Annotated in this window: 21 protein-coding genes and 1 pseudogene; 11 read left to right on the plus strand and 11 right to left on the minus strand. The window is 70.8% G+C overall.

Features of this window, described 5'->3' with window-relative positions; translation table 11 throughout:
- The first annotated feature begins 769 nt into the window (after positions 1–769).
- Positions 770–1,897 (plus strand): substrate-binding domain-containing protein, encoded by a 1,128-nt coding sequence (locus WMF43_RS19025; protein WP_437682032.1) that lies wholly within the window; start codon positions 770–772, stop codon positions 1,895–1,897.
- Between the two features lie 7 nt (positions 1,898–1,904).
- Positions 1,905–2,324, plus strand: a pseudogene (locus tag WMF43_RS19030) (deoxyhypusine synthase family protein); the annotation flags it as partial.
- A gap of 23 nt (positions 2,325–2,347) precedes the next feature.
- Here the strand turns inward: WMF43_RS19030 and WMF43_RS19035 are convergent.
- Both WMF43_RS19035 and WMF43_RS19040 read right to left on the minus strand, forming a co-directional pair.
- On the minus strand, positions 2,348–2,923 hold the full coding sequence (locus tag WMF43_RS19035) for a hypothetical protein (protein ID WP_437682034.1): 576 nt from the start codon (positions 2,921–2,923) through the stop codon (positions 2,348–2,350).
- Positions 2,924–3,426: 503 nt separating this feature from the next.
- Entirely contained in the window at positions 3,427–4,740 is a 1,314-nt protein-coding gene (locus tag WMF43_RS19040) for an MFS transporter (protein WP_437682036.1), read from the minus strand.
- A gap of 375 nt (positions 4,741–5,115) precedes the next feature.
- Between WMF43_RS19040 and WMF43_RS19045 the strand changes: the two genes are divergently transcribed.
- Positions 5,116–5,676, plus strand: a complete 561-nt coding sequence (locus tag WMF43_RS19045; protein WP_437682038.1) for a ferritin-like domain-containing protein — start codon at positions 5,116–5,118, stop codon at positions 5,674–5,676.
- 355 nt (positions 5,677–6,031) lie between these two features.
- Here WMF43_RS19045 and WMF43_RS19050 read toward each other — a convergent pair whose 3' ends face one another.
- From WMF43_RS19050 to WMF43_RS19060, 3 genes are all read right to left on the minus strand, one after another.
- Positions 6,032–7,126, minus strand: a complete 1,095-nt coding sequence (locus WMF43_RS19050; RefSeq protein WP_437682039.1) for a hypothetical protein — start codon at positions 7,124–7,126, stop codon at positions 6,032–6,034.
- A 448-nt stretch (positions 7,127–7,574) separates the two neighbouring features.
- Positions 7,575–8,216, minus strand: a complete 642-nt coding sequence (locus WMF43_RS19055) for a hypothetical protein (RefSeq protein ID WP_437682041.1) — start codon at positions 8,214–8,216, stop codon at positions 7,575–7,577.
- Positions 8,217–8,331: 115 nt separating this feature from the next.
- Positions 8,332–8,568, minus strand: coding sequence for a hypothetical protein (locus tag WMF43_RS19060; protein ID WP_437682043.1), 237 nt, complete (start codon positions 8,566–8,568; stop codon positions 8,332–8,334).
- Positions 8,569–8,871: 303 nt separating this feature from the next.
- Between WMF43_RS19060 and WMF43_RS19065 the strand changes: the two genes are divergently transcribed.
- Both WMF43_RS19065 and WMF43_RS19070 read left to right on the plus strand, forming a co-directional pair.
- Complete coding sequence (locus WMF43_RS19065; protein ID WP_437682045.1) at positions 8,872–9,171, plus strand: hypothetical protein; 300 nt, start codon at positions 8,872–8,874, stop codon at positions 9,169–9,171.
- On the plus strand, positions 9,168–9,452 hold the full coding sequence (locus WMF43_RS19070; protein WP_437682047.1) for a hypothetical protein: 285 nt from the start codon (positions 9,168–9,170) through the stop codon (positions 9,450–9,452). Before WMF43_RS19065 ends, WMF43_RS19070 begins: the two co-directional genes overlap by 4 nt.
- Positions 9,453–9,457: 5 nt before the next feature.
- Here WMF43_RS19070 and WMF43_RS19075 read toward each other — a convergent pair whose 3' ends face one another.
- Entirely contained in the window at positions 9,458–9,799 is a 342-nt protein-coding gene (locus tag WMF43_RS19075) for a hypothetical protein (protein WP_437682049.1), read from the minus strand.
- A 43-nt stretch (positions 9,800–9,842) separates the two neighbouring features.
- On the opposite strand from WMF43_RS19075, the gene WMF43_RS19080 reads away from it, so the two are divergent.
- The 4 genes from WMF43_RS19080 (at position 9,843) to WMF43_RS19095 (ending at position 16,338) form a co-directional block, all read left to right on the plus strand.
- Positions 9,843–10,169 carry a hypothetical protein gene (locus tag WMF43_RS19080; RefSeq protein ID WP_437682050.1) on the plus strand — a complete coding sequence of 109 codons (327 nt, stop codon included), beginning with the start codon at positions 9,843–9,845 and terminating at the stop codon, positions 10,167–10,169.
- Complete coding sequence (locus WMF43_RS19085; protein WP_437684037.1) at positions 10,154–10,414, plus strand: serine hydrolase; 261 nt, start codon at positions 10,154–10,156, stop codon at positions 10,412–10,414. The genes WMF43_RS19080 and WMF43_RS19085 overlap by 16 nt, the downstream gene beginning before the upstream one ends.
- Positions 10,415–10,729: 315 nt before the next feature.
- Positions 10,730–12,754 (plus strand): CHAT domain-containing protein, encoded by a 2,025-nt coding sequence (locus WMF43_RS19090; RefSeq protein ID WP_437682052.1) that lies wholly within the window; start codon positions 10,730–10,732, stop codon positions 12,752–12,754.
- A complete protein-coding gene (locus WMF43_RS19095) occupies positions 12,751–16,338 on the plus strand; it encodes an nSTAND1 domain-containing NTPase (RefSeq protein WP_437682053.1) in 3,588 nt (1,195 codons plus the stop codon). Before WMF43_RS19090 ends, WMF43_RS19095 begins: the two co-directional genes overlap by 4 nt.
- A gap of 129 nt (positions 16,339–16,467) precedes the next feature.
- On the opposite strand, the gene WMF43_RS19100 is transcribed toward WMF43_RS19095, so the two are convergent.
- Positions 16,468–16,617 carry a hypothetical protein gene (locus WMF43_RS19100; RefSeq protein ID WP_437682055.1) on the minus strand — a complete coding sequence of 50 codons (150 nt, stop codon included), beginning with the start codon at positions 16,615–16,617 and terminating at the stop codon, positions 16,468–16,470.
- A gap of 111 nt (positions 16,618–16,728) precedes the next feature.
- Between WMF43_RS19100 and WMF43_RS19105 the strand changes: the two genes are divergently transcribed.
- Positions 16,729–17,829, plus strand: a complete 1,101-nt coding sequence (locus WMF43_RS19105; RefSeq protein WP_437682056.1) for a LysR family transcriptional regulator — start codon at positions 16,729–16,731, stop codon at positions 17,827–17,829.
- Here WMF43_RS19105 and WMF43_RS19110 read toward each other — a convergent pair.
- The 3 genes from WMF43_RS19110 to WMF43_RS19120 all read right to left on the minus strand — a co-directional run bounded on the left by WMF43_RS19110 (position 17,816) and on the right by WMF43_RS19120 (position 19,428).
- Positions 17,816–18,358, minus strand: a complete 543-nt coding sequence (locus WMF43_RS19110) for a hypothetical protein (RefSeq protein ID WP_437682057.1) — start codon at positions 18,356–18,358, stop codon at positions 17,816–17,818. The genes WMF43_RS19105 and WMF43_RS19110 overlap by 14 nt on opposite strands.
- 322 nt (positions 18,359–18,680) lie before the next feature.
- Positions 18,681–19,037, minus strand: a complete 357-nt coding sequence (locus WMF43_RS19115; protein WP_437684039.1) for a hypothetical protein — start codon at positions 19,035–19,037, stop codon at positions 18,681–18,683.
- A 70-nt stretch (positions 19,038–19,107) separates the two neighbouring features.
- Complete coding sequence (locus WMF43_RS19120; protein WP_437682059.1) at positions 19,108–19,428, minus strand: hypothetical protein; 321 nt, start codon at positions 19,426–19,428, stop codon at positions 19,108–19,110.
- A gap of 728 nt (positions 19,429–20,156) precedes the next feature.
- On the opposite strand from WMF43_RS19120, the gene WMF43_RS19125 reads away from it, so the two are divergent.
- Positions 20,157–22,916 carry a kelch repeat-containing protein gene (locus WMF43_RS19125; RefSeq protein WP_437682061.1) on the plus strand — a complete coding sequence of 920 codons (2,760 nt, stop codon included), beginning with the start codon at positions 20,157–20,159 and terminating at the stop codon, positions 22,914–22,916.
- A gap of 213 nt (positions 22,917–23,129) precedes the next feature.
- Here WMF43_RS19125 and WMF43_RS19130 read toward each other — a convergent pair whose 3' ends face one another.
- Positions 23,130–23,750: a class I SAM-dependent DNA methyltransferase gene (locus WMF43_RS19130; RefSeq protein ID WP_437682063.1), complete on the minus strand. Its 621-nt coding sequence runs from the start codon at positions 23,748–23,750 to the stop codon at positions 23,130–23,132.
- Between the last annotated feature and the right edge of the window lie 16 nt (positions 23,751–23,766).

Genomic DNA, 23,766 nt, shown 5'->3' on the forward strand with positions numbered 1-23,766 from the left:
GAACGACTGGTTGACCAGCACGCTCACGGTGTTCGCTTGCCGTCACCGTTGACGTCCGCCACCGCCACGTCGTTGGGGGTGTTGGCGCCGAATCTGCGCTCTCTGGCGCCGAGGCGCATGGTGCGCGTGCGGCCTTCGTAGAAGGTGAGCGCTGACGCCGCCCGACACGAACCCCGGGCCGGCGCTCATGTGCGCCGTCGTGTTGAAGGATCGGGTAGGGGCCGTCCGCACGCGGCTCGAAGACCGGCACGAGCGCGCCGGGCTGCTCGGGGGGCGGCAGGGGCTCAATCTCGTGCCAGAGTGCGTCGGGTAGGAGGGGACACGCCATGACGGCGGCCCACGTAACCACGATCACGAGCTTACAGGTCGGCACCGGGCAATTCATGCATGTTCGCTAGGCGCACTACATTGGCAGCTTGCATTTGCCCCGGATCCCCATCCCGCCTCTCGTCGACTGTTCTCCTGTCCCTTGACAGCCCGGCCCACGACGCTGTAACCCGAAAGATCGGGCATGGACGCTGGGACGCCATCTCTGCATCGCTTCCACAGGACGACGTGTGGCTCACGCATCGCAGACGACTTGTGCGCTGTATGGAAACCGGGCTGCGCGTGGGACCCGCGTTCCCTGCGCTCGGCGTCGTGCTCGCCGGCGGCGCCCGGTCACCCCCCGTATCCGTCACAGGCCACGCCCGGGGGTCCCTCGCTGGAGGATGGATTCTCACGGGAGTACCGCGCGCGATGGAGCGAACCACCGACGAGGAGGTGTCTCATGACCACGATTGGACGATGTTGGACGGCGGCCTTCGGGCTCATCATGGCGACGGCGGCGTGTGGATCGAGCGATACCCCCGGCGTGGGCACGAACGTCCCACGCATCGAACGGGCGCCGACGCCAGAGAACGAGTTCACTCCAGTGAAGCTCGAGACGACGGTCGACAACCTCATCGCCAAGGTCAATGAGGGCACGGTCGAGCCGATGCAGATGGTGGTCCTGCTGAAGAACCTCACCACCTTCTTCACGTCGATCGCCACGGGGGCGAGCCGAGCGATGAGCGAGATCGAGGCCACGGGAAACGTGCTCGGGCCCACTGACCAGTCGCCCGATATGACGACATCACAGGACCTCCAGAACCAGCAGATCAGGCAGGCGGTAGCGGACGGCGTTGAAGGGATCGGCATCTCGCCCTACGGTGACATCAACGGAGCCGCGATGGATGAGGCCGTCGCGCAGGGGGTCCACGTGGTGACCCTCGACGGCGACGTGCCGGCCTCGAAGCGCTCGCTCTACGTCGGAACCCTCAACAAGTCTGCGGGAGCCACGGCAGGGGAGACCTTGCTCGCGATGCTGCCCCCGCCGCCAGGTACCGTGATCATCCACGGCGCCGTCGGAGGGTTCTGGGCGGACGGGTACCATCGGACGCAGGGGGCCTGGGAGGTGATCGCGGCAGCCGGTTACACGCCCCTGGTGAGCGAGGCCGCCTACCACCTCGACGAGGCCGTCGACGTCGACTCGATGAGATCCCGGATCGAGGCCGCGGACCCGCCCGTCGTCGGTATGGTCGGCCTGTTCAGCATCTCGTACCGGTGCGTGATGAGCGCCGACGCCGCGGGCATACCGGATGTCCCCATCGTCGCGTTCGATTTCGATCCGAAGACCGTCGAGTACATGCGCGAGGGGCGCATCAGGGCCACACACACACAGCGGCAGTACTACCAGGGCTACCTCGTGCCCTACATCCTCTACGGCATCAAGACCATCGGCCTCGACGGGACCAAGGAGATCCTCGCCCCGCTGATGGACGGCGACAGCACGGTCAACACCGGCATCGACATGGTTCCGGCGGACAAGATCGACGCTTACAACGATTTCCTCGACACGATCGGCGCAATCCAGTAGCGGGATCGCGGCTCGAGTGAAGCGGGGCGAGTGCAGCGCGAGCATCGTGAAGTCGGGCATCGAGTACATGGCCGAGCTCTACGATCAGTACCGCGCGCTCAGCGAAGGCGCGGGCGTGGGGTTCTTCCAGATCGGCGGGGGCATCGCGGGGGACTTCCCCATCTGCGTGGTGCCATCGCTCAAATACGATCTCGGCGAGCCGGCCCGTCCCTGGACCTACTTCTGCCAGATCTCCGACTCGACGACATCCTACGGGTCCTACTCGGGCGCCACGCCGAACGAGAAGATCACCTGGGACAAGCTGACCGCGGACACGCCCATGTTCGTGATCGAGTCGGACGCGACCATCGTGGCGCCGCTCGTGCTCGGAGCGCTGCTCGAGTGCAAGCGTCAACCGGCCGAGGCGCGGGCCATCCTCGAGGCGCACGGCGCGTCAGGCGAGGGGCCCTCTCAGTTGTCGCAGCCCTCGCTTCCCGCTGAGCAGTACACGCTCCACCACGGGTTGCACCTGTCCGCGTCGTCTTCGTCGCCGTAGCTCATGTCGAGCAGCCCAGCGAAGCTGGTCCCGGCGTCCCCGTAGCGCAGGTGCATGTGCTTGACGGCGCCGTCGCCGTGCGGCGGGCGCATGACCACATAGCGGAAGGCCTCGCAGCCATCCCCGCCGGAGGTGAGCGCGAACTGAAGCCACACGGAGTCCGGGACCTCCGGGAAGTAGTGGGGATCCGGAGCGAAGCCCTCGTAGGCGTACCCGCACTCCTCCGCGAGCGGCGTCGTGCCTTCTCGATCGCTGTAGAACGAGAACGATTTCATCTGGTCGAGGGCGACTCGTCCCGGATTGCGCGGGTCGTCCGGGCACGCTGCGGCCAACGGATCCGACGTGTACTCGCCGTCTACGCCGAGGTAGGGAACGCCCTTGTTCGGCTCCTCGGCGACGACTTGTGTCTCATCGGGATCGTCGTTGCCGCAGCCGAGCAGGACCACAGAAACGAGAGCGCCACACAGCGCACCGATGCGTCGATACGTCATCTTCTGAGCTCCTCCGCCATCGCGAGCCGCCGAATCCCGCGACGGCGGAAGTCGAGCGGCGAACGTCATGTAGCACACTGCGCTAGGTTGGTAGCACGATTTTTTAGATTCGTGCTACGCAGCCTCAACGATGAGGGGGATGGCTCGTGGTCCTGCGCGGGCGGCGAGGGGGCCATGGGGGGCGACGGTAGCTGCGACGGCCCCAGAGCGCGGCGGCCGGGACGGCTCATTCACGCGTCCGGCCGGAGACGCCGGGGCGCGGCACGGCGGTCGGCGAGGAGCACCTCAAGGAGGCGCTGCACGAGCTCCTCGTCGACGGGGGCCGCTCACCCGGAGCGTCCTCGGCGCTCACACCCACCGCCCCTCGTGATCCCACCCAGCCGCCCGCCGGACGCGCCGTAAGTCCCTGCTGTTCTCCCGGCTCCGGGAGCGGCTCCGGATGTGCCACGCGACGCCCGGAGGATCTTCGGCCGAGCGCTCACGGGTGCCATCGCCATCTCGGCTCACGGCGCCGCCGCCCGGCTGCGGGCGCCTGCGCGCCTATGCCGTTGGCCCAGGGCAAAGGCCAGCGCGGCCGCGAGCGCGACCAGCGGGACGACCTGCAGGGCGCCGAGGAGGCCGATCCGGTCGGCGAGGAGGCCGGTCACGAGCGGCGCCGGGGCCATGCCGAGCAGGTTGTTGGCCAGCGCCAGCGTCGCGAACGCGGTCGCGTGGATCGACGCCCGGGTCAGGCCGGCGACCATGGCGCTGGCCGGGCCGGCCGTGCCCCCGGCGAACAACGTCCCGGCCCCGAGGAGCACCAGCTGCATGGGGCCTGCGTCGAGCCGGAAAGCCACGCCCAGCAAGGCGCAACAGATCAGGGTGTAGGCGATGGCCATCCGCCACTGGCGAGCCGGCTCGCGGCGGCTCAGCCTGTCGGTCAACACGCCGCAGGCGATCATGCCGGCGCCGCCGATCAGGACGAAGGCCGCTGCGGCGGCGCCCGCCCGAGCGACCGTCATGCCGTAATAGCGGTTCAGGTAGCTGGGCATCCAGGTCAGCACGGCCCCCATGACGAACAGGTGCAGACCGCTGCCGACATAGACACAGACGACCGAGAGCGTCGGAAACAGCGCCTTCAGCACGGAGCGGAACGTCATCGGTCGGCGCGCAGGGGGCCGCGCGACAGCGGCGCGCTGGCCCTCCTTGGGCGCTGGTCGCAGCCGCTGTTCGGTGACGGCGACGCGGTAGATCACGGCGAGGACGAAGCCGAACAGGGCCATGACGCCGAACGCCCAGCGCCAGCCCAGCCTCGCCGCGACGTAGCCGCCCAGCGCCATGCCCAGCACGGCGCCGAAGGCGCCGCCGGCCGCGAAGGCGCCGCTCAGGCTGGCCCGCTGATGGCGTGGAAACACCGACAAGACCACCGCGATCCCGACGCTGCCATAGGCGGCCTCCCCGACGCCGACCACCGCGCGAGCGACGAGCATCTCGCCGAAGTCGGCCGACATCGCACACCCCAGCGTCGCCACGCTCCACAGCGTCGCCATGAGCGGCAGGCTCCGGGCGCGGCCCCAGCGATCGGCCAGCACGGACAGCGGGATGGCGAGCAGACCGACCGTCAGCGCCACGACGCCGCTCAGGGCCCCCATCTGGGTATCGGACAGGCCCCACTCCACTTTCAGCGACGGGAAGACCGCGTTCAGGACCTGCCGCGACATGTAGTCGGACAGCAGCAGGCCGAAGCTCAACGCAAAGACCAGCCAGGCATAGGCGCGCGACACGGCGGGCGCCTCGGGGAGCTCATCCGCGTCGCGCTCGTGGGAATGGGGTGCCAAGACGGTCTCCTTTCGCGTCGAGGATATCCCTGCCGCTCGTGTCGAGGATATCCCTGCCGCCTGCGGTTGCTCGACCCGTCGACCCATCCACACGTGGCACACGGCGCGCGATCTGCAGCGGTCCGGAAGACGGTTCCTGCCCCACGCCGCGGTACGCTGCGCTCGCTCGCCGGCGGGCCGGCGCACCGCGCTCGTCGGCCGTGGTGCGGTCGACCCCGAGCGCCTGCGCGCCCTCGAAGGCGACCGGGCGTCAGGCGTGCCCCTCAGCGCACGAACACCGGATTGGTGAACGCGACGGGCGCGGTCGGTTCATGACGGGCGCGCCACCTTCCCGGGCGCAGCCCTCGGCTTTACAGCCTGCCCGGAGGCCCCACCATGGCGAACGCACCAGGCGACCCGAGCATCGACCCGGACAAGGCGACGACCGAAGAGCTCGTGACGGACGAGGCGGGCTCGTCGGGGGAGGGAAGCCTCGGCGACATGGCGGCCCTGGAGCAGATCAACTGGCTGATCCTGCTCGACATGGCAGCCGTCGACGCGTACCGCGCGGCGAGCGGCGCCTGCAAGACGCCGGAGCTCATGGAGCAGCTGGAGGCGTTCCGCGAGGATCACGCGCGGCACGTGCGCGAGCTCTCGGATGCGCTCGGCACCGCGCTGCCCGACCAGCCCGACGATCGCGGCGTGTGCATCCGCCGGTACACCGAGCTGTCGGCGCGCGAGGACCGGACCGCGCTCGTCGCCATGCGCGGCAACGAGGAGCTCACGAACAGCGCCTATGCCGCCGCGCTGGCGAGCGACCTGCCGGCCGACGTCCGGCGGATCGTGGAGGCGAACTGGCAAGACGAGCGGCGCCATATCCGCTGGATCAGCGAGGAGATCCGCAGGCGCGGCTGGGAGCTCCCGGAGGTGCCGCCGACGCTCGCCGAGGCCGCCTGAGCGGCGGTCACCCGCTTCGGATACGGGCCCATCTCGACGTTTTCGGTGCTCAGCCCCCTTTCGTGCGCTTCCGTGCCGAAAATGCCGATCTGGGTCCGTCTCCTGTGCGGATGACCGCCGCTCTGTAATGCATCGAGCAGAGGCGGAGGAAAACCGCTCCAGCGCGGAAGCAATACAGCGTGGCAGGCGTCGGGGTGATCCTGTTCGATCCATCGTGATACGAGCTCGAGGATCGAGCTGTCAAGCGGTAGGCGGACGAGCGACGAGGAGCCGGATGAGGTCCGAGTCAACGCCACGCCGTGGCGTGATGCAGGACACCACCATCGGCGTCCGTTCTCGGAAGTGGCGATCTTGATCAGTCGGCGAGGTGGTGCAGCGTCGAGCCTGTCACGGGCATGTAATTGTTGATCACCAGCGGCTCCACGCCGGTCGTGAACTCGAACGGACCCACCACGTGAACCACCTCTTCGCTGGAGTCGCCGCCGCCCGCGCCGCCTCCGCCCGCGCCGCCTCCGCCGCTCGTGTCACCTCCGGCCGCGCCGGTTCCGCTTCCGCCCGCGCCGCCTCCGCCGGCGGCGGCGCCACTGTCGCCTCCCGCGCCACCGGCTCCGGCCGTGCCGCCGCCACCCGCGCCGTCGGCGCCGCCCTCGCCGCTCGCCGCGCCGCCCTCGCCGCTCGCGGCGCCGCCCTCGCCTGCCGCGCCGCCCTCGCCTGCCGCGCCGCCGCTGCCAGCCGCGCCGCCGCTGCCAGCCGCGCCGCCGCTGCCTCCCGCGCCGCCGCTGCCTCCCGCGCCGCCCTCGCCGAACTCGCCGCGCTCGCCGGCGCCGCGGGCGCTGGATGTGCTGCGGGGCCTCGTGACGGTGATGGAGTCGACGTAGACGACGGTCGGGTTGGTCCAGGGCCCCAGGTCGCCCGCCGTGATCTGAATCCCGACCATCTTCGCCACGGTGCGGTTGAAGACGGGAGACGCCGAGGCCAGGGCATCGACGTCGATCGTGAGGTCCGTCCACTCTTCCAGGCTGGGGATCGGATCCCATGCATAGCCGATGGGCGCGTAGCCCAGCTCGACCCCGTTTTGCACGAACGTCTGCACGGCGCCGCCGGTGCCTGAGTAAGTCCTCACGCGGAACGTGACGGTGGCGCCGGTCATGTCGACCGGCTCGGCGAACTCGATGATGAACTGCGTCGCTTGCCACGGGAGCGTGAGCGGCACGGACAGCCGCGCGCAACCAGAGCAATGCTCGCCCGCGTCGACGCCTCCGCCCGAGCCGTCGCCGCCGGCCCCCGTGCTGGACGAGCTGTTGTTCCCGCTCGTCGAGCTCGACGACGTGCTGGAGCTCGCCGGCGTCCCGCCGGCGCCGCCGCTGCCTGCGCCGTCGTCACCGCAACCCGTCATGGCCAGCGCGCCGATCAGCAGGCCGTACACCGCTGGAGAATGAACTGTTGTCATCCTGGCTCCTCTTTGATATATCCGGCCGGATCGCATGGCCTGAGCCGCCGCTCTCCGTAGCAGGTCCCACAGCGCCAGAGATTCCTCCGCGCCTGCCTGCACGTCGCGAGCGTATCCCGGGGCGAGGCTCGTCTCAACAGCACGAACGGCTGAAGCCATCGTCCGGAGCTCAGCGCGCTCGGTGGTCACCCTCTGGAGCGGCGATTCGCGTCGGTTCGCCCCTTGTTCACGCCCCTTGCCGCGCCGCTCTCCGAGGCGTTACCCGCCTTCCGAACGAAGAGGTGCATGATCACACAGGCCCCTACATGACCGGTCTGGAGCGTGGTGTCGGCAACATGGTCGCCCCCGCACCCTCACCGACAGCGGTGGTGTGGAAGCAGCAGGGGCACGCTCGTCGTGGCCCACTGCCCTGCGTACGCGTCGGGGGTGTAGAGGAGCGGGACGGGGATCACTCCACGGCGATATCGACCGGCCCCGCGGCGGGGAACGAGAACGTCTGCTGCTTGATCGCATGATCGATCCCCACACAGATGTCGTTGGTGCAATCCTGGTCACCCCAGAAGGTTACATGCGCGGTCAGGGTGCCAGCATCGAGCGCGACGAGCTTGTCGCAGGCCGGGGGGAATTCGAGGCCGTCTCCACATTCGGCGGGCAGATCATGGTGCTCGAGGACGCGGCCATCCCAGGTGAGATCGACGCTCTCGTTCGGCTCGAGGGTCTTCAGCTCGCTCGAGAGGCAATCGAGCGGGCCCTGGTCGTCGTTGTCCATGTACCACCCGCAGGTGCGCCACCCGGACAGGTCGGGCGATTGCGGCATCGCATCGCCCTCGCTGACCTTGAACGCCCTCGAGCATTCGCCGTTGTCGTCGTAATAGATCGGCGTGGCGCGCTTGTTCGTGAGTTTGAAGACCACGTTCCCGGGCGACGCCTCGTCACGCAATTCGTCGCACTGGGACGAGGCCCCGCCATCGCCGCCTTGGCCCCCCTCACCGCCGCCACCGCCTCCACCGCCGCTGCAGCCAAGAAGCGCGACTCCCAAGAAGCCGAGCCCAACAACGAGAAGACTCTTCATGGAGACGCGCAGGGGCATGTGTCATGCCATGCGCCGGCGAGCGTATAACTATTTGATTTTGCGAGGATTTTCACCGGGCGAGCGACGGACAGCCGTGTGCCGACGTGGGCCAGGACCGGCCGCGCTGCCCTCCTCAGACTTCTCGCTCGACGCGCGTGTAGGTCTCGACGAAGCCGCGATCCCACCACACGGGATTGTTGCACCCACCGAAACGTCGAAGGCCCGCGGGCTGACCTGCGTCGAGGTGGATGGGGTCCAGGGGAACGGCGCCCGTGAGCTCGCCGCCGGGCCATTTTCGGTTGACGCCGCAGTTGTGAACGTTCACAAATGCGCTCGAACGGGCCACGGCGAACAACTCACCGCTGATCATCCGGTCCTGCAACGGCCAGCCGAGCCAGCTGTGGACCAGGATGTGAACGCCTCGCCCGCTTGAGCACCGGAGCACCTCACGCCAGCGCCCATCGGCGCAGTCACCACGCGCGAAACCGAGGAGCGAGATGGCACGTCTGGGAAGCAGCTCGAGAGCACGACTCCTGGTGGCGCTCTCATGGATTTCCGGGTGCAGCGACCCGGTGACGACGACCGGCGGAGACGCAGGACCCGCTGCCGAGCCCCCCGCGTGCTCCGAGGGCACCTGGGATCACGACGGCGATAACGCGAAGAGCTGCGTCGCATGGACAGGCTGCGCGGCAGGCACCTTCGCCAGCGCCGAGGGCTCGCCCACCGCCTCAAGTGTACGAACGGCGAGCACACGGCCTCGATGAATGCAAGCAGCTGCTCGCCGGGCGCCTGGGTGCTGAGCTACTTCGGGCCGAATCAGGACGTGCCGAGCGATTCGCTGCATCTCGCCTACAGCACCGACGGGCTTCACTGGTCGACCCTCGCCAGCGGACAGCCTGCGTACCAGCTCACCGGGATGGGAACGAATCACATCCGAGATCCGTTCCTGTTCCGCAAGAACGATGGAACGTGAGTCCGGACTACATCACGCGCGGCTCGACCCAGAGCAGGAGACGTGCGACGGAGGGGCCGTTTGTCATCAAGGATCCGCGGCAGAGTCGATGGTACCTGTTCGCCGACTACTACCTGAACGGCGGTGTGTTCGGGTGCTGGAGCACGACGGATCTCGACGCGGATCCGGGCTCCTGGACGGAGCTCCCGAGCGCGCAGTACCGCTTCCCGTCCGGCGTGCGCCACGCGAACGCGGTCCGGGTCACGCAGGCGGAGCTCGACGCGATCATCGCCCACTACTGAACATCCTACCGGATCCGCAGGATCATCATGCGCGCACCGAAATCTCCCCGCCCAGAGTGCACTTCCCTCTCTGCGCCACGCGTTGCGCTCACGGCGGCAGCTTGCGTCCTCGCCGCGTTGCTCGTGGTGGTCGGGTGCTCGGATGGGCCCTCGACCGATGCGCCGGACGCGTCGACCAATTCATTGCGGATCAGGACGGCGGGCACAGCGCTCAGCACCTCGGAGTCCGGCGGGCGGGTGACCGTGAGCGTGGCGCTCGACGCCGCGCCGAGCGAGCCTGTCACGGTGCCGGTCTCGAGCTCGGATGCGACCGAAGGCTCCGTCTCACCGGCGACCATCTCCTTCACGGCGGAGGATTGGAGCACCCCTCGAGAGATCACGGTCACGGGCGTGGACGATGCGGAGAGCGACGGGGAGCAGATCTTCCGCGTCCGCTTCGGGCCCTCGGTCTCTGGAGATCCAGCATGCGACGGCCTCGTCGCGGAGTCCGCTGACATCACGAACACGGAGGACGACGGTCCAAGGACGGCGGCGATCGTCGTCAGCGACCCGTCGGGGACCCTCGCCGAGCGCGGCGCGCCCGTGACATTCACCGTGCGCCTCGCATCGCAGCCGAGCGCGCCCGTGACGATCGCCCTCAGCGTCAGCGACACGACCGAGTCGACGCTGAGCCATGAGGGCCTGACGTTCACGGGGGCGAACTGGACTGTTTCGTAGAGGAGTCGAGCACGAGCAGCGATTGGCGTGGGACCGTCGACGCGCTCGCGGCCGAGGCGCCCTTCTGGGAGCCGGGCACGCGGCACGGCTATCACGGCCTCGTGTTCGGCCATCTCGTGGGAGAGGTCGTGCGTCGCGTGACGGGGCGCGCTCCCTCGGCACGTTTTTCCAGGAGGAGTCGGCGCGACCTTGCTCGCCCGTCCAGTGCTGGCGTCAGGCCGAGCAGTCGACCGATCGCCTCGTGACGGCACCGGCATCGTCCGGCGCCGCGCCTCCGGTGGTGCCGCCCGGCGCGGCGGTGTCCGGCGCAGCGTCCAACGGCGCGCCGCCTGTCGCCTGATTCCCCCGCCCGGAGGCCGGCCGCAGGCGGTGTGGTGTCCCCTGCGCACCGCGCGGCGGGATCGGTTATCTTGGCCCCGTGGGGATCCATGAAGCGATCGTTACCGAGAGGGGCAGTGGGATGAGCACCGAGGCGACCGCGGAACCGCCGCCTTCGGTGGGCGGCCGACGGCGCACGCATCTCGTCTGCGGGCGATGGGTCAAGGCAGAGGCGATCTCCGGTGGACCAGCCGTTCTGGCTTGAGATCGAGCTCGAGCTCCACGGCGCCGAGCTGCGGCTCACCGCCCGCGGCAGCCGCGGGGAGCGCCTGCCGTCCCGGTCGCTGGGTTCGGAGGTGACCCGGGAGCGGCTCACGGCGTTCACGAAGAGCGTCGGGCGCGCGGTGAGCAGCGGCCAGCCCCTCGGCGCGCCGGCGTTGAGCGAGGCGCGAGCGCTCCACGCGGCCGTCTTCCAGGGCGAGCTCCGGGACGTCGCCGCTCGTCTGCTCGAGGCCGCGAAGGACCGACCGCTCTTGCAGCGATTGATGCTTCGCGATCCCGTCCTACAGGCGTTCCCCTGGGAAGCGCTCTGCGAGCCCGACACCAGCGAAGGCTTCTGGGGCAGCTCCCCTCGGGTCCTGCTCGCCCGGGGCGTGACCTCCGCCGACCCGTGGGAGCCGCGGGAGGTGGCCGGGGCGGTGCGCCTGCTCGCGATCGCGCCGTCGGGAGCGGGGGGCGCCCTGGGGATCCTCAAGGACGCGCTCTCCGACCGGATCGAGGCCGGCGAGATCGAGTGGCTGGATCCGATCGCCGGCCCTCGCGCCGGCCAGCGTTTCCTGTTCGAGCAGCTCCGCCGCAGCAAGAGCCCGCACATCGTCCATTTCCTCGGGCACGGCACCGTCACCCCGGATGCCCGGCCGATGCTCCGGCTCGCCGACGAGGAGGGCGAGGAGGCCTGGATCTCCGCCGGCTCGCTGGCGCAGGAGCTCTCGGCGAGCTTCGGCGAGGACCTCCGGCTGGTGGTGCTGGAGGCGTGCGAGGGCGCCGCGCCCGGGGCCTTTGGCAGCGCGGCGGAGATCCTGGCGCGGGCGGGAGCGAATGCGGTCGTGGCGCACCTCTGGCCGGTCGAGGCCGGCATGGCTCGGCTGTGCTCGAAGGAGCTCTATCGAGCGCTCGCCGGATCGGGGCGCGAGCACGGCGACGTCGCGGCGAGCCTCGCGGCCGCGCGGCGGACGATGCTCCTGCAGAGCGCGGAGGGGTTCTCGCCGGTGCTCACGTTGCGCGGGCCGGACGCGGCGATCTTCGATTTCGAGGGCCGCAAGGTCTCGCCTCCCGTCGCGCGGCGCGCGCTGTCGGGCCGCGCGAGGAGCCTGGCGCCGGCGCTCCAGGGCCTCCTGGAGCGGCCGTTCTCGATGGTGCTCGGCGACCACGGCCAGGACAACAAGTCGGAGTTCCGCCGCGAACTCCAGCGGTTCCTCGCCGAGAGCGGCGACGCCGGGGGAGACGCGCTGTCGCTCTCCGCGCTCACCCAGCGCTGCGCGCTGCGCTTCGGCCAGGAGAAGCTCTATGAGGTGTTCCAGGACGCGCTCCACGGCAAGCTGGACGCGCACACGCCGCCGCTCGTGGCGTCGCTGGGGCGGCTCCTGGGGCCGGGCGTGCACGTCACGTTGTTGTGGCTGCCGCTGCTCGAGCGGGCCATCGCCGAGCACCAGCCGGATCGCACGGTGTACGTGATCCAGCCGTCGCTGCTCGACACGGTCGGCAAGCCGCGGGTGGTGAAGCGCGCCGGCGGCGCGAAGGCGTGGACGAAGCAGGCGGGCCTGCCGAACCGCTTCGATCGCGAGGGCGATCTCGTGGTGCTGCGCCTCTACGGCGGCTACCTGCCGGAGCCGCGGCCGGTCTTCACGAGCGCGATGCTCACGGAGGATCAGCACATCCACGGCCTGATCGGCGTGGAGGGGTTTCGCCCTCCCGAGTGGGCGGATGGCTTGATGGGCTGGCTGCGCAATCAACCGGGCCTGTTCGTTGGCCTCTCGGTGCTGGAGTGGCGGCACCGGATGCTCTTGCGCTGGCTCTATGACCAGCGGCCCGCGCCGAAAGGCAGCCTGTCGCTGCTGAGCATCCGGGTCGACCCGGCCGAGCAGGAGATCTGGGAGAGCGGCGGAGGCCTGCCGGGAACGGGGCGGATCGCCGCGTTGCGAGAGGAGCCGGACGAGCTTTCGGCGGCGCTCGCCGCGGTTGCGCCGCCCGAGGCGACGACCCGATGAGCCAGAACCCCTTTCCAGGGCCGCAGCCCTACCGCGCGAGCGAGCGAGAGCGCTTCTTCGGCCGCGAAGAGATGACCGAGAAGCTCTCCGGCAGCATCCTGGCCCATCGCTGCGTCACGGTCTTCGGGCCTTCGGGAGCAGGCAAGTCCTCGCTGATGCAGGCGGGCGTGATCCCCGAGCTGGAGGCGTCGCACGCGGCGCGGGCGGTGCGTGTCGACACGTGGCCTGAAGGCGAGCGTCCGATCGAAGGAATGGCGGACGCGATGTATGCCGCGCTCAAGCTGGGGGAGCGGCCGCGGGAGATGGCGCCGGACGAGGCGGTGCTGCTGGCGGTGCAGCGGGCGGCGCGGCGGTCGGAGCGGCCCATCCTGATCTACCTGGACCAGATCGAGCAGCTCCTCTTTCCCGGGCGGGATCCGGCGGAGCTCGAGGCGCTCGCCGAGTGCATCGATCGGCTGGCGGAGCAGCCGCTCCGCGGTCTGAAGCTGGTGCTCTCGTTGCGGGAGGACTACCTGGGTCGCTTCCGGGATCGGCTCCGGGGCCGCCGCAAGCTGCTCGACAACGGGTTCCGGGTCGGGCCGCTCTCGGTGAGCGAGATGGTCCGTGCCGTCTACCGGGCAGCGGAGGAGCAACGGTGGTCCGAGCGGCAGATCCACGCGCTGATGCTCGAGGTGAGGGCGCCTGGTTCTTCGGCGTCGGACGAGGCGGACGTGCAGGCGGTCTATGCCCAGATCGTGTGCCGGGTGCTCTGGGACGAGCGGGCCGCGGGGAAAGGGCACGAGCCTGGTGTGGTCGAGGCCGAGGCGATCCTCCGCCGGTACCTGGAGGCGACCGAGGAGGGGCTGGGCCCGCTGAAGGACGCGGGACGCCGCCTTCTGGAAGAGCACCTGATCGATCCGGCGGGGAACCGCAAGCCGCTGACGGAGAAGGCGGCGCGCCTCGTGCTGCCGGCCGGGGACGCGACCGAGGTGCTGGAGCGGCTGGAGCGGGCCGGTGTGCTGCGCGCGGAGGAGCGCCAGGGGAACCGGCTGTTCGAGCTCGGGCACGACTGGCTCGCCAAGAAGGTCTTCGAGCGGAGGCAAGCTCGGGAGGAAGAGCAGCGGCTGGCCAGAGAGCGCGCGAAGCGGCGGAGGCTCGTGGCCATCGCGGCGGCGCTGGGGGTGGCGGCGGCGGTGATGGTGGCTGTCGTGATCTGGGCCCTCGGGCAGCGGGACGCCGCGCTGGCGGCTCAGCAACACGCGGACGCGCAGGCTGCGCGGGCACGTGCGGCTTCGTTGATGGCCGGCGCTCGGGAGCTTGTCGCGAGAGGTCAACCTGCTTCGGCGGTCAGGCTGCTTCTTGAGGTCGAGGAACCGCAAAAAATGCGGGGATGGCACGAGGTGACGTATGAGGTTCTTGCCCCTGGTCTACTCATGGCGACGATGCAAGGCCATCAGGACCCATTGAGGTACTGTGCGTTCAGCCCTGATGGCCGTCGCATCGTGACCGCCTCGAACGACAAGACCGTGCGGGTGTGGAACGCGGATGGGTCCGGCAGCCCCGTCGTCCTCCGAGGCCATGAAGGCTGGGTCAGGTCCGCGGCGTTCAGCCCCGACGGCCAGCGGGTCGTCACCGCCTCGGACGACAAGACCGCGCGGGTGTGGAACGCGGACGGGTCCGGCAGCCCCGTCGTCCTCCGCGGCCATGGAGGCGGGGGCTGGTCCGCGGCGTTCAGCCCCGATGGCCAGCGGGTCGTCACTGCCTCGCTCGACAAGACCGCGCGAGTGTGGAACGCGGACGGGTCCGGCAGCCCCGTCGTCCTCCGCGGCCATGAAGGCGCGGTCGGGTCCGCGGCGTTCAGCCCCGACGGCCAGCGGGTCGTCACCGCCTCGAACGACAAGACCGCGCGGGTGTGGAACGCGGACGGGTCCGGCAGCCCCGTCGTCCTCCGCGGCCATGAAGGCTTGGTCTGGTCCGCGGCGTTCAGCCCCGACGGCCAGCGGGTCGTCACTGCCTCGCTCGACAAGACCGTGCGAGTGTGGAACGCGGACGGGTCCGGCAGCCCCGTCGTCCTCCGCGGCCATGAAGGCGGGGTCTCGGCCGCGGGGTTCAGCCCCGACGGCCAGCGGGTCGTCACTGCCTCGGATGACGCTACAGCGCGGGTGTGGGACGCGGACGGGTCCGGCAGCCCCGTCGTCCTCCGCGGCCATGAAGGCGGGGTCTCGGCCGCGGGGTTCAGCCCCGACGGCCAGCGGGTCGTCACTGCCTCGGATGACGCTACAGCGCGGGTGTGGGACGCGGACGGGTCCGGCAGCCCCGTCGTCCTCCGCGGCCATGAAGGCTGGGTCTCGGCCGCGGGGTTCAGCCCCGACGGCCGGCGGGTCGTCACCGCCTCGGGCGACAAGACCGCGCGGGTGTGGAACGCGGACGGGTCCGGCAGCTACGTCGTCCTCCGCGGCCATGAAGGCTGGGTCTGGTCCGCGGCGTTCAGCCCCGACGGCCAGCGGGTCGTCACCGCCTCGAACGACAAGACCGCGCGGGTGTGGGACGCGGACGGGTCCGGCAACCACGTCGTCCTCCGCGGCCATGAAGACTTGGTCAGGTCCGCGGCGTTCAGCCCCGACGGCCAGCGGGTCGTCACCGCCTCGGACGACAAGACCGCGCGGGTGTGGAACGCGGACAGGTCCGGCAACCACGTCGTCCTCCGCGGCCATGAAGGCTGGGTCAGGTCCGCGGCGTTCAGCCCCGACGGCCAGCGGGTCGTCACCGCCTCGGACGACAAGACCGCGCGGGTGTGGAACGCGGACGGGTCCGGCAGCTACGTCGTCCTCCGCAGCCATGAAGACTTGGTCAGGTCCGCGGCGTTCAGCCCCGACGGCCAGCGGGTCGTCACCGCCTCGGCCGACAAGACCGCGCGGGTGTGGAACGCGGACGGGTCCAGCAGCCCCGTCGTCCTCCGCGGCCATGAAGGCTGGGTCTGGTCCGCGGCGTTCAGCCCCGACGGCCAGCGGGTCGTCACCGCCTCGGAGGACAACACCGCGCGGGTGTGGAACGCGGACGGGTCCGGCAGCCCCGTCGTCCTCCGCGGCCATGAAGACTGGGTCTGGTCCGCGGCGTTCAGCCCCGACGGCCAGCGGGTCGTCACCGCCTCGAACGACAAGACCGCGCGGGCGTGGAACGCGGACGGGTCCGGCAGCCCCGTCGTCCTCCGCGGCCATGAAGGCTTGGTCTGGTCCGCGGCGTTCAGCCCCGACGGCCAGCGGGTCGTCACTGCCTCGGGCGACACTACCGCGCGGGTGTGGAACGCGGACGGGTCTGGCACCCCCGTCGTTCTCCGGGGCCACGAAGCCATGGTCACGTCCGCGGCGTTCAGCTCCGACGGCCAGCGGGTCGTCACTGCCTCGGAGGACAACACCGCGCGGGTGTGGCCCCTGCCTATCTCTGCGCTCCGGCAGAGTCTTCATGCGGCCACCACCGATTGCCTCTCCCCCAACATGCGCCGGACCTACCTCGACGAGAGCGACGACGACGCTCGCAGGGGCTATGATGCCTGCGAGCGCTCCTATGGCCGGATACCCTTCTACCCCGACACCAGCACGCCTTGACCCGCGACGCCTTGCTACGGCAGACGCTTGCCATCGTAGCGCTGGCTGCCTGACTGGCGTTTGGCCGAAGCGATCGTCGGTCCAGAAGGCTTCGAGAGCAGGCTGAGCCCACGCAGCTCCGCCGCCGAGTCACCCCTCCGATGCCACCGGTAGCCCGAGCAGCCGACCGAGCGCCTTGTGAACGACCCGGGCCGCCACCTCATCCCCGAGGGCGACGGTGCGGCTCAGGGTGCTGGCGAGCGAGGCGACCACGGCTGCCCGAGGCGACGGATCGGTCACGGCGAGCTCCCCAAGCCCGGGGCTTGGCCGTTGCTTTGCGCGGGCTCTCCTCCGAGAGCGGTCGTCAACGCCGGTTGACCGGGCCGAGCCGATGTGGCTCTCTCGCGGCCGGTGGCCAGCGGATCCGAGCGCAGGGCGGCGCAGGGACGGCGGCGGCCGGCGCCCCCGCCGCCGGCGGCCAGGGAGCGCCGCGACGCCGGACAGGCGGGCGCGCTCCCGCCCGCGGCGCCGGCGCGCGATCCCGAGATCCTCGACGATCTCCAGTCCTTCCTGGTGTTCGCGCGCGCCGTGGAGGCGCGCTCCTTCACGGCCGCGGCCAGGCGCCTCCGCACGACCACCTCGGCGGTGAGCAAGCGTGTGGCCCGGCTCGAAGAGCGCCTCGGGGTGAGCCTGTTCGAGCGGACCACGCGCGCGGTCGCCCCCACCGAGGCGGGGTCGCGGCTCTACGAGCGCTGCGCGCGCATCCTGCGCGAGGTCGAGGCGGCCGAGATCGAGCTGGCCGGGCTCGGCAGCGCGCCGCGCGGCACGCTGCGCGTCAGCGCGCAGGTGACGCTCGGCGACGAGCACGTCGCGCCGCTCGCCGCCGCGTTCCTGGCCCGGCACCCGGAGGTGCGGCTCGATCTGGTGTGTGATGACAAGCCGGTGAACGTCGTCGAGGAGGGGTTCGATCTCGCGCTGCGCGTCGGCTCGGGGCTGCCGGACTCGGCGCTCGTGGCGCGGCGCCTCGCGACCCTCCGCAGCGTGGTCTGCGGCTCGCCGGAGTACGTTGCGCGCCGGGGCGTCCCGCTCGCGCCGGGCGATCTGCTCGCGCACGATTGCCTCCACTTTGGCCTCGTGTCCGTCGCGAGCTACTGGGCGCTGCGCACCCCGGCGGGACCGCTCTCGGTCCCGGTCGTTCCGCGCGCGCATTTCACGACCGCCTCGGCCCTCCGGCATGCGGCGCTCGCGGGTCTGGGGCTCGTTCATGTCCCCAGCATGGTGGTGACCGAGGACCTCCGGAGCGGGAAGCTCGTCTCGGTGCTGGACGGGTACACCCGCCGCGATCTCGGCATCTATGCGCTGTACCCGTCGGCCAGGGGCCTTGCGCCGAAGGTCCGGGCGTTCGTCGACTTCCTCGCCGAGCGGCTCCCTCCCCGCGTGGAGCTCGCTGCCGCCGCGCCGAGCGAACCGGTGAAGCCGCGCCGCCGTGCGCGCTCCGTCAAGCGCGCGTGACGCCGGGACGCGGCGCGCGCTCCGTCGAGCGCGCGCCGCGCGGGTCGAGCAGGGGCGAGAACGCGCCTCGCTCGCACCATGCGAGGTAGAGCTCGATCCCCAGGACCACCGCGCCGAACGGGGTCGCTCCGCCCGGCGCGAGGACCAGGTGGAACAACACGATATTGACAACGTTCGGCGCGACGAGCACCAGCGCGAGCGGGACGAAGCGGTTCGCGAGCAACAGCGCCCCGGCGGCGACCTCGACGCCCTTGATGAGCGGCACCATGTACCCCGTCGCCGTCAGGGCCTCCAGGAACGCCGCCGCGCGCTCCGGCACCGCGGGGGGCGGGATGAAGCCCAGAAAGCCGTTGAGCCCGAAGACGAAGAGCATGAGCCCGAGCAGCACGCGCGCCACCGTGGGCAGCGGCAGGCGCCTCGATCGCTGGCCCAGGTCCAGGGGGATGGGCCCTCCGCTCCCCGGCGCGGCGCGTCCTGTTCCCGTGGGTGCCGAGGCGTCTGCTCGGATGTCCGAAATGGCTGCTGTCATCGCTGGATCTCCTGCTTGATGCCGGCGATCGCCCGGAGGCCTGCCGACCCGCCCAGACTGACAGGCCCCGCGGGAGCAGAGCAGTCCGCGCCCCGGCAACACACCGTTTCCCGCACGGAACCACGGAGCGGCGGTCCAGCATCATCGATTCACGGGAAGACACCTGTCCACCGGAAGGACGGTGTGCGGCGCCTGCCCCGCGCAGCGGCCGGATCAGGGTCATGGTGGCGAAGTGGGGAGCGAGCCGCGCCGCGATCGCGCCGGGACCGGCGCGGCTGCAGACGGCCAGTGACATTCTGACCGCCAGTGGTGACGTTGTCGGCTACCTTCGCTGCTCCGATCGCGACGGCGTGGAGGACGATGGCCCGGCCGAGCATGACCGTTCCTGGAAGCCGCCTGGCCGGGGAGCGGCGGACGCGAACCAGCGCTCAAGCGCGTCCACTAACCCCTCGACGTCTCCCACGTCGCCGGCCCAAGCAATGCACCCGTCGGGGCGGATCAGCATCGACGTTCTTACGAGGACGTGATCGTCATCGTACCCTTCACGTCGACGCCTGAACACATCCCAGGCGACCGGGGCGCCAAACGACGGAAGGACAAGGTACTGGAAGACGTGCCCAGCGTAGCGGTCGTCGACGTAAGCGTGTATGCGCAGCTTCGCGTACACGTCGTCGGTCATGGTGCCGTATTCGAGCCGCTGCTCCGCTTCCAAATCAGGGTCTGCTTTCGTCGCCGCGCGAAGGGGCAGGTCAGGGGACGGTCTGCTTGCGAATTCGACCGAGAGAGCGAGAGCACTGGAGGGCCATGGTGCCGAACCCGACGAAACAGACAGCAACGTCGGACCAGCTCCGGAGGTCGAGGGCCTCGACTCGCACGAGCAAGAGATACGCGAAAGCGAGGTTGACCAGCGCCCAGGCGACGTTCACCGTCGGGGACGACAACCCCTTGAATGGCGGTGATGCGAACGGGCTCTGCAGCGGTTGGCCGGACACGCCCGCGATCAAGTGGGGAAGCGCGTTGGCGAAGAACGCCCCACCGAAGAAGTACGCGAGATAGACATACCATGGCATGACGACCTCCTCGCTCTGTTCGAGCGGAGACTGCTCTCGCGCCAAAGGAGTGCGTTGTGGCTCGTCGCCTTTGGTGACCTCCCCCCACGGACAGTCTCACGGCTCGGCTCTGCGCCGCAAGGCCCAAATGCGCGCCCCGGGCCGCAGCCGAGGTCGAGGATCGTGAACGGGCCTCGGTCGTCGTGCATGGCGGCAGTGGGGCGAGTGTGCCCCGATGAGAAGGGGAGCATGCCCAGGCGGCGGCGCGCGGCGTCGTGCCGGGGGTGCAGGCGCGACGCCGCGCGCCCGCACGTGCCAGCGTGCCAGCGTGCCGACGTGCCAGCGTGCCAGCGTGCCAGCGCGCGATGGGTGATCGGGCACGTCGGGCGATCGCCACGTCGAGGACCTGTGTTGTCCCGGCTCCTCGTCCTCCAGGAACACGGCTGCCCCTCGTCTGGCATATGCATTGCTAGTCGCGTCGGTGAGGGGGCCAACCGGCGAGATGGCCACCACGTCTCGCCGTTCGCCCTCATCGCGACCGGATCCGCGGGGGTACGGGAGCGGCCTCTCTTTCTTGCGAGCCGACGCTTTCTTGCGAGCCGACGCTCGATTCATCGCTTGCTGCGGTGCAGCCCCGCGCGGCGTGCGGCGCTGCCGGACGCCCGCGATCGCGAGCACCGCCGCGCCGCGCCCGCGCCGCTAGCGCGGCGGACCGCGCTTCCGCTTCTTTCAATCCAAGGAGATCCACGATGCCTGTTCGTTTCAAGGCTCATCAGCTCGAGCGTCTTCAGCACATGATACGGCTCTTATTCCTGTGGCTCCTCGGCGGGACGATCTCCGCGGGCAGCGCCGGCTGCGCGGTGGACTCCGCGCCGCCGGGGCCCGACGAGCTGCGGTTCCGCTTCCCCGAGCAGGCTCCTCGGGTCCTCGACGGCACAGAGCCGTTCGTGCCCGTGAGCGGGGGCTTCGCGCTCGCGTCGACGAGCGATCCGGCGGGCGATATCGAGGCGTCGCTCCATCGCCGGGGCGGCTTGCACGCCGCGCTGCCGGCGAGCGGGGAAGGGGAGGTGCGCTTCCATCTGCCCGGCGGCTTCGACGTGCGGGTGCGCGAGATCGGCGCCGCGGGCGAGGGCGTGATCGTCGACAACGCCGTGGCGTTCCCGCGCGAGGGCGGCACGTCGTTCTGGTCGGCCATCGACGAGGGCTACGAGGAGTGGCTGCTGCTCGGGGCCGGCGTGGCGGACGACGACGCGCCGGTGGCGGCCTGGGAGGTCGCGGGCGCGTCCCTGCGGCAGCAGGGCGACGCGGTCGAGGTCGTCGACGAGGCGGGCGAGGCGCAGCTGCGCGTGACCGCGCCCGCGGCGTACGCGAGCGGCGGGCGGCCCATCCCCGTGTGGCTCGAGGTGCGCGGGGAGCGGATCGAGCTCTGGGCCGACGCGGACGGCGAGCCGGCGCTGGTCGACCCGGTGTGGACGCCCGTCACCTCGATGAACGCGGCCCGGAGCTCGCACACCGCGACCCGGCTCGGGAACGGCAAGGTGCTGGTCGCGGGCGGGCAGAACAACGTGGCTGTCCTGTCGAGCGCCGAGCTCTTCGATCCGACGACCAGCATCTGGTCGCCGGCGGGCACGTTGACCACTGCCCGCGCCGGCCACACGGCGACGCTGCTCGGCAACGGCAAGGTGCTCATCGTCGGAGGGCGAAACATGTCCGCCACGCCCTTCTCGTCCGCCGAGCTCTACGACCCCGCGACGAACGGCTGGTCGAGCGGCGGCGCGATGACCACGGCCCGGCACTCGCACACGGCGACGATCCTGCCGGGCGGCAAGGTGCTGGTCGCGGGCGGGACGGCCCCCATGCTGACCTTCGTCTCTAGCGCGGAGCTCTACGATCCGGCGACCAACACGTGGTCCGCGGCTGCGTCGATGAACGCGGTCCGGTCCGGCCACACCGCGTCGCCGATCGCGAACGGCCGGGTGCTCGTGACCGGCGGGTGCATGAACTCCCTGTTCCTGGCGACCGCCGAGATCTATGACGCCGCGCTCAACGTGTGGGCGCCCACCACCTCGATGAGCGTCGCCCGCTGCCTCCACGCGCAGACCACGCTCGTGAACGGCAAGGTGATCGTGACGGGCGGGAGCAACATCTCGACCAACGGGACGTTGAGCGTCGAGGTGTTCGACCCGGCCGCGGCCACGCCCTCCTGGACGGCGGCCGCGCCGATGTTCATCACCCGCGCCGGGCATGTCGCGACGCTGCTCGACGACGGCCGGCTGCTCGTGACCGGCGGCGGGACCGCGGGGCTCCCGACGCGCACCTCGAGCGAGGTCTACGACCCGGCGACCGACACCTGGTTGCAGCTCATCGGGATGTCGGAGCCCCGCACGGAGCACACGGCGACGCTGCTCGGCAATGGCAAGGTGCTCCTCGCTGGCGGCTCCAAGAGGGTGGGATCCACCACGACGTACCTCGCGAGCACCGATCTCTACGACCCGGCGGCCACCAAGTGGGAGCTCGCCGCGTCGGCGTCTTCCGCGCGCGTCTCGTCCGCCGCCGTGACGCTCGGCGACGGCAGGGTGCTGGTGACGGGCGGCGCCTCGGGGGTGACGACGGCCGAGATCTACAGCCCCGCGACGGGCACCTGGGCCTCGGCGCCTGCGATGGCGGTGAACCGCTCGCTCCACACCGCGACGCTGCTCGGCAACGGCAAGGTGCTGGTCGCGGGGGTGTTCCCCGCCACGGCGAGCGTCGCGTCGGCCAACGCCCAGGTCTTCGACCCTGCGACGTCCACGTGGTCGTCCGTGGGGACGGCGGCCGTCGGCCGGTACGCCCACACCGCGACGCTGCTCCAGAACGGCAAGGTGCTGATCACGGGCGGGCAGGAGACGGGCACCGGCATCACGCTGGCGACGGCGCTGCTCTTCGATCCGGGGAGCAACACCTGGTCGGCCGCCGCGCCGATGAACGCCGCCCGGTCGGACCACACCGCGACGCTGCTCGCCAGCGGCAAGGTGCTGGTGGCGGGGGGGCACCTCGCCAGCGCCGAGATCTACAGCCCGCTGAACGACTCCTGGACGACCGTCGGAGCGATGAGCGCGGCCCGCTTCGGTCACACCGCGACGCGGCTGGACGACGGCAGGGTGATCGTCATCGGGGGCGCGACCGCCCTGAGCGCCGTCTCGAGCACCGAGATCTTCACGCCGACGGTCTCCGGCGGCAGTTGGTCCGCCGGGCCCTCGGTGCCCACCGCCCGGGTGTATCACAGCGCGACGAAGCTCAACGACGGCAGGATCCTCGTCGCGGGAGGCGCGAACGGCGTGTCGGCTCCGGTCACCTACCTGCGGACCGCCGCGATCTACAGCCCCGGTTCGAACACCTGGGCGACGACAGGGCCGATGAACGACCTCCGTGCCCACCACCAAGCGGTGCTGCTCGGGAGCGGCAAGGTGCTGGCCGTGGGCGGCTACAACGGGTCCAACCTGTCGAGCGCCGAGGTCTACACCCCCTGATCCCGGGTAGGCCGAGGCCTGGTAGACCGACCGGGCCGCGGCCGCACGCTTGACCGGGAGCGCGGCGGCAGGCCGCGCTCCCGGCTGGCGGCTCGGTTCCGGGCTGGCGGGATGGGGTAAGCCGGCATGGGCGAGCCGGCCGATGGGCGAGCCGGCCGATGGGCGAGCCGGCCGATGGGCGAGCCGGCCGATGGGCGAGCCGAGCCGTTCCTCTCAGCGCTTGCGCCACACCGTCGCCAGCCAGGGCTGCTGCTCGCGCGGCCGGCCGGGCGGCCGGTAGTAGTGCGCGATCTCCTCGAACCCGGCCGCCGTCAGGTGCTCTCGCCACCGCTCGAGCGACCAGTAGCAGCCGTATCGATCGCCCGACCACCCCTCCCGATCATCGCCGCGCGGGTTCGAGCTGAACAGGACGCCGCGCGGGCGGAGCGCGGCGTGGAGCTCGCGGAGCACGCGCGGCAGCGCGGCGCTCGGGACGTGGAACAGCGACGCGTTCGCGAAGATCCCGTCGAAGCGCTCGGACCCGAGGTCGAGGCGGAGGAAGTCCTGGTGGAGCACCTCGCAGCCCGCGTGCTGCCGCGCCATCTCGGCGAACCGCGCGCAGCCGTCGAGCCCGATCGGGACGTGGCCCTCGGCGCGGAACGCCGCGAGATCGCGCCCCGGGCCGCAGCCGAGATCGAGGATCGTGAACGGGCCCGGCCCCTCGAGCGCCGAGAGCAGCGCGGCGCGGTTCTGCGACACGTCGTGATCGCGCGTGCCTTCCCAGAACGAGGCGGCGTGCGCGTCGTAGTGGGCGAGGGTCCTCGCGGTGAGCCCGGCGTCGCGGTCGTCGTGCATGGCGGCAGCATACGCC

Source organism: Sorangium sp. So ce131 (assembly GCF_051519095.1).
In the GTDB taxonomy this organism is placed as follows: Bacteria; Myxococcota_A; Polyangia; order Polyangiales; family Polyangiaceae; genus Sorangium.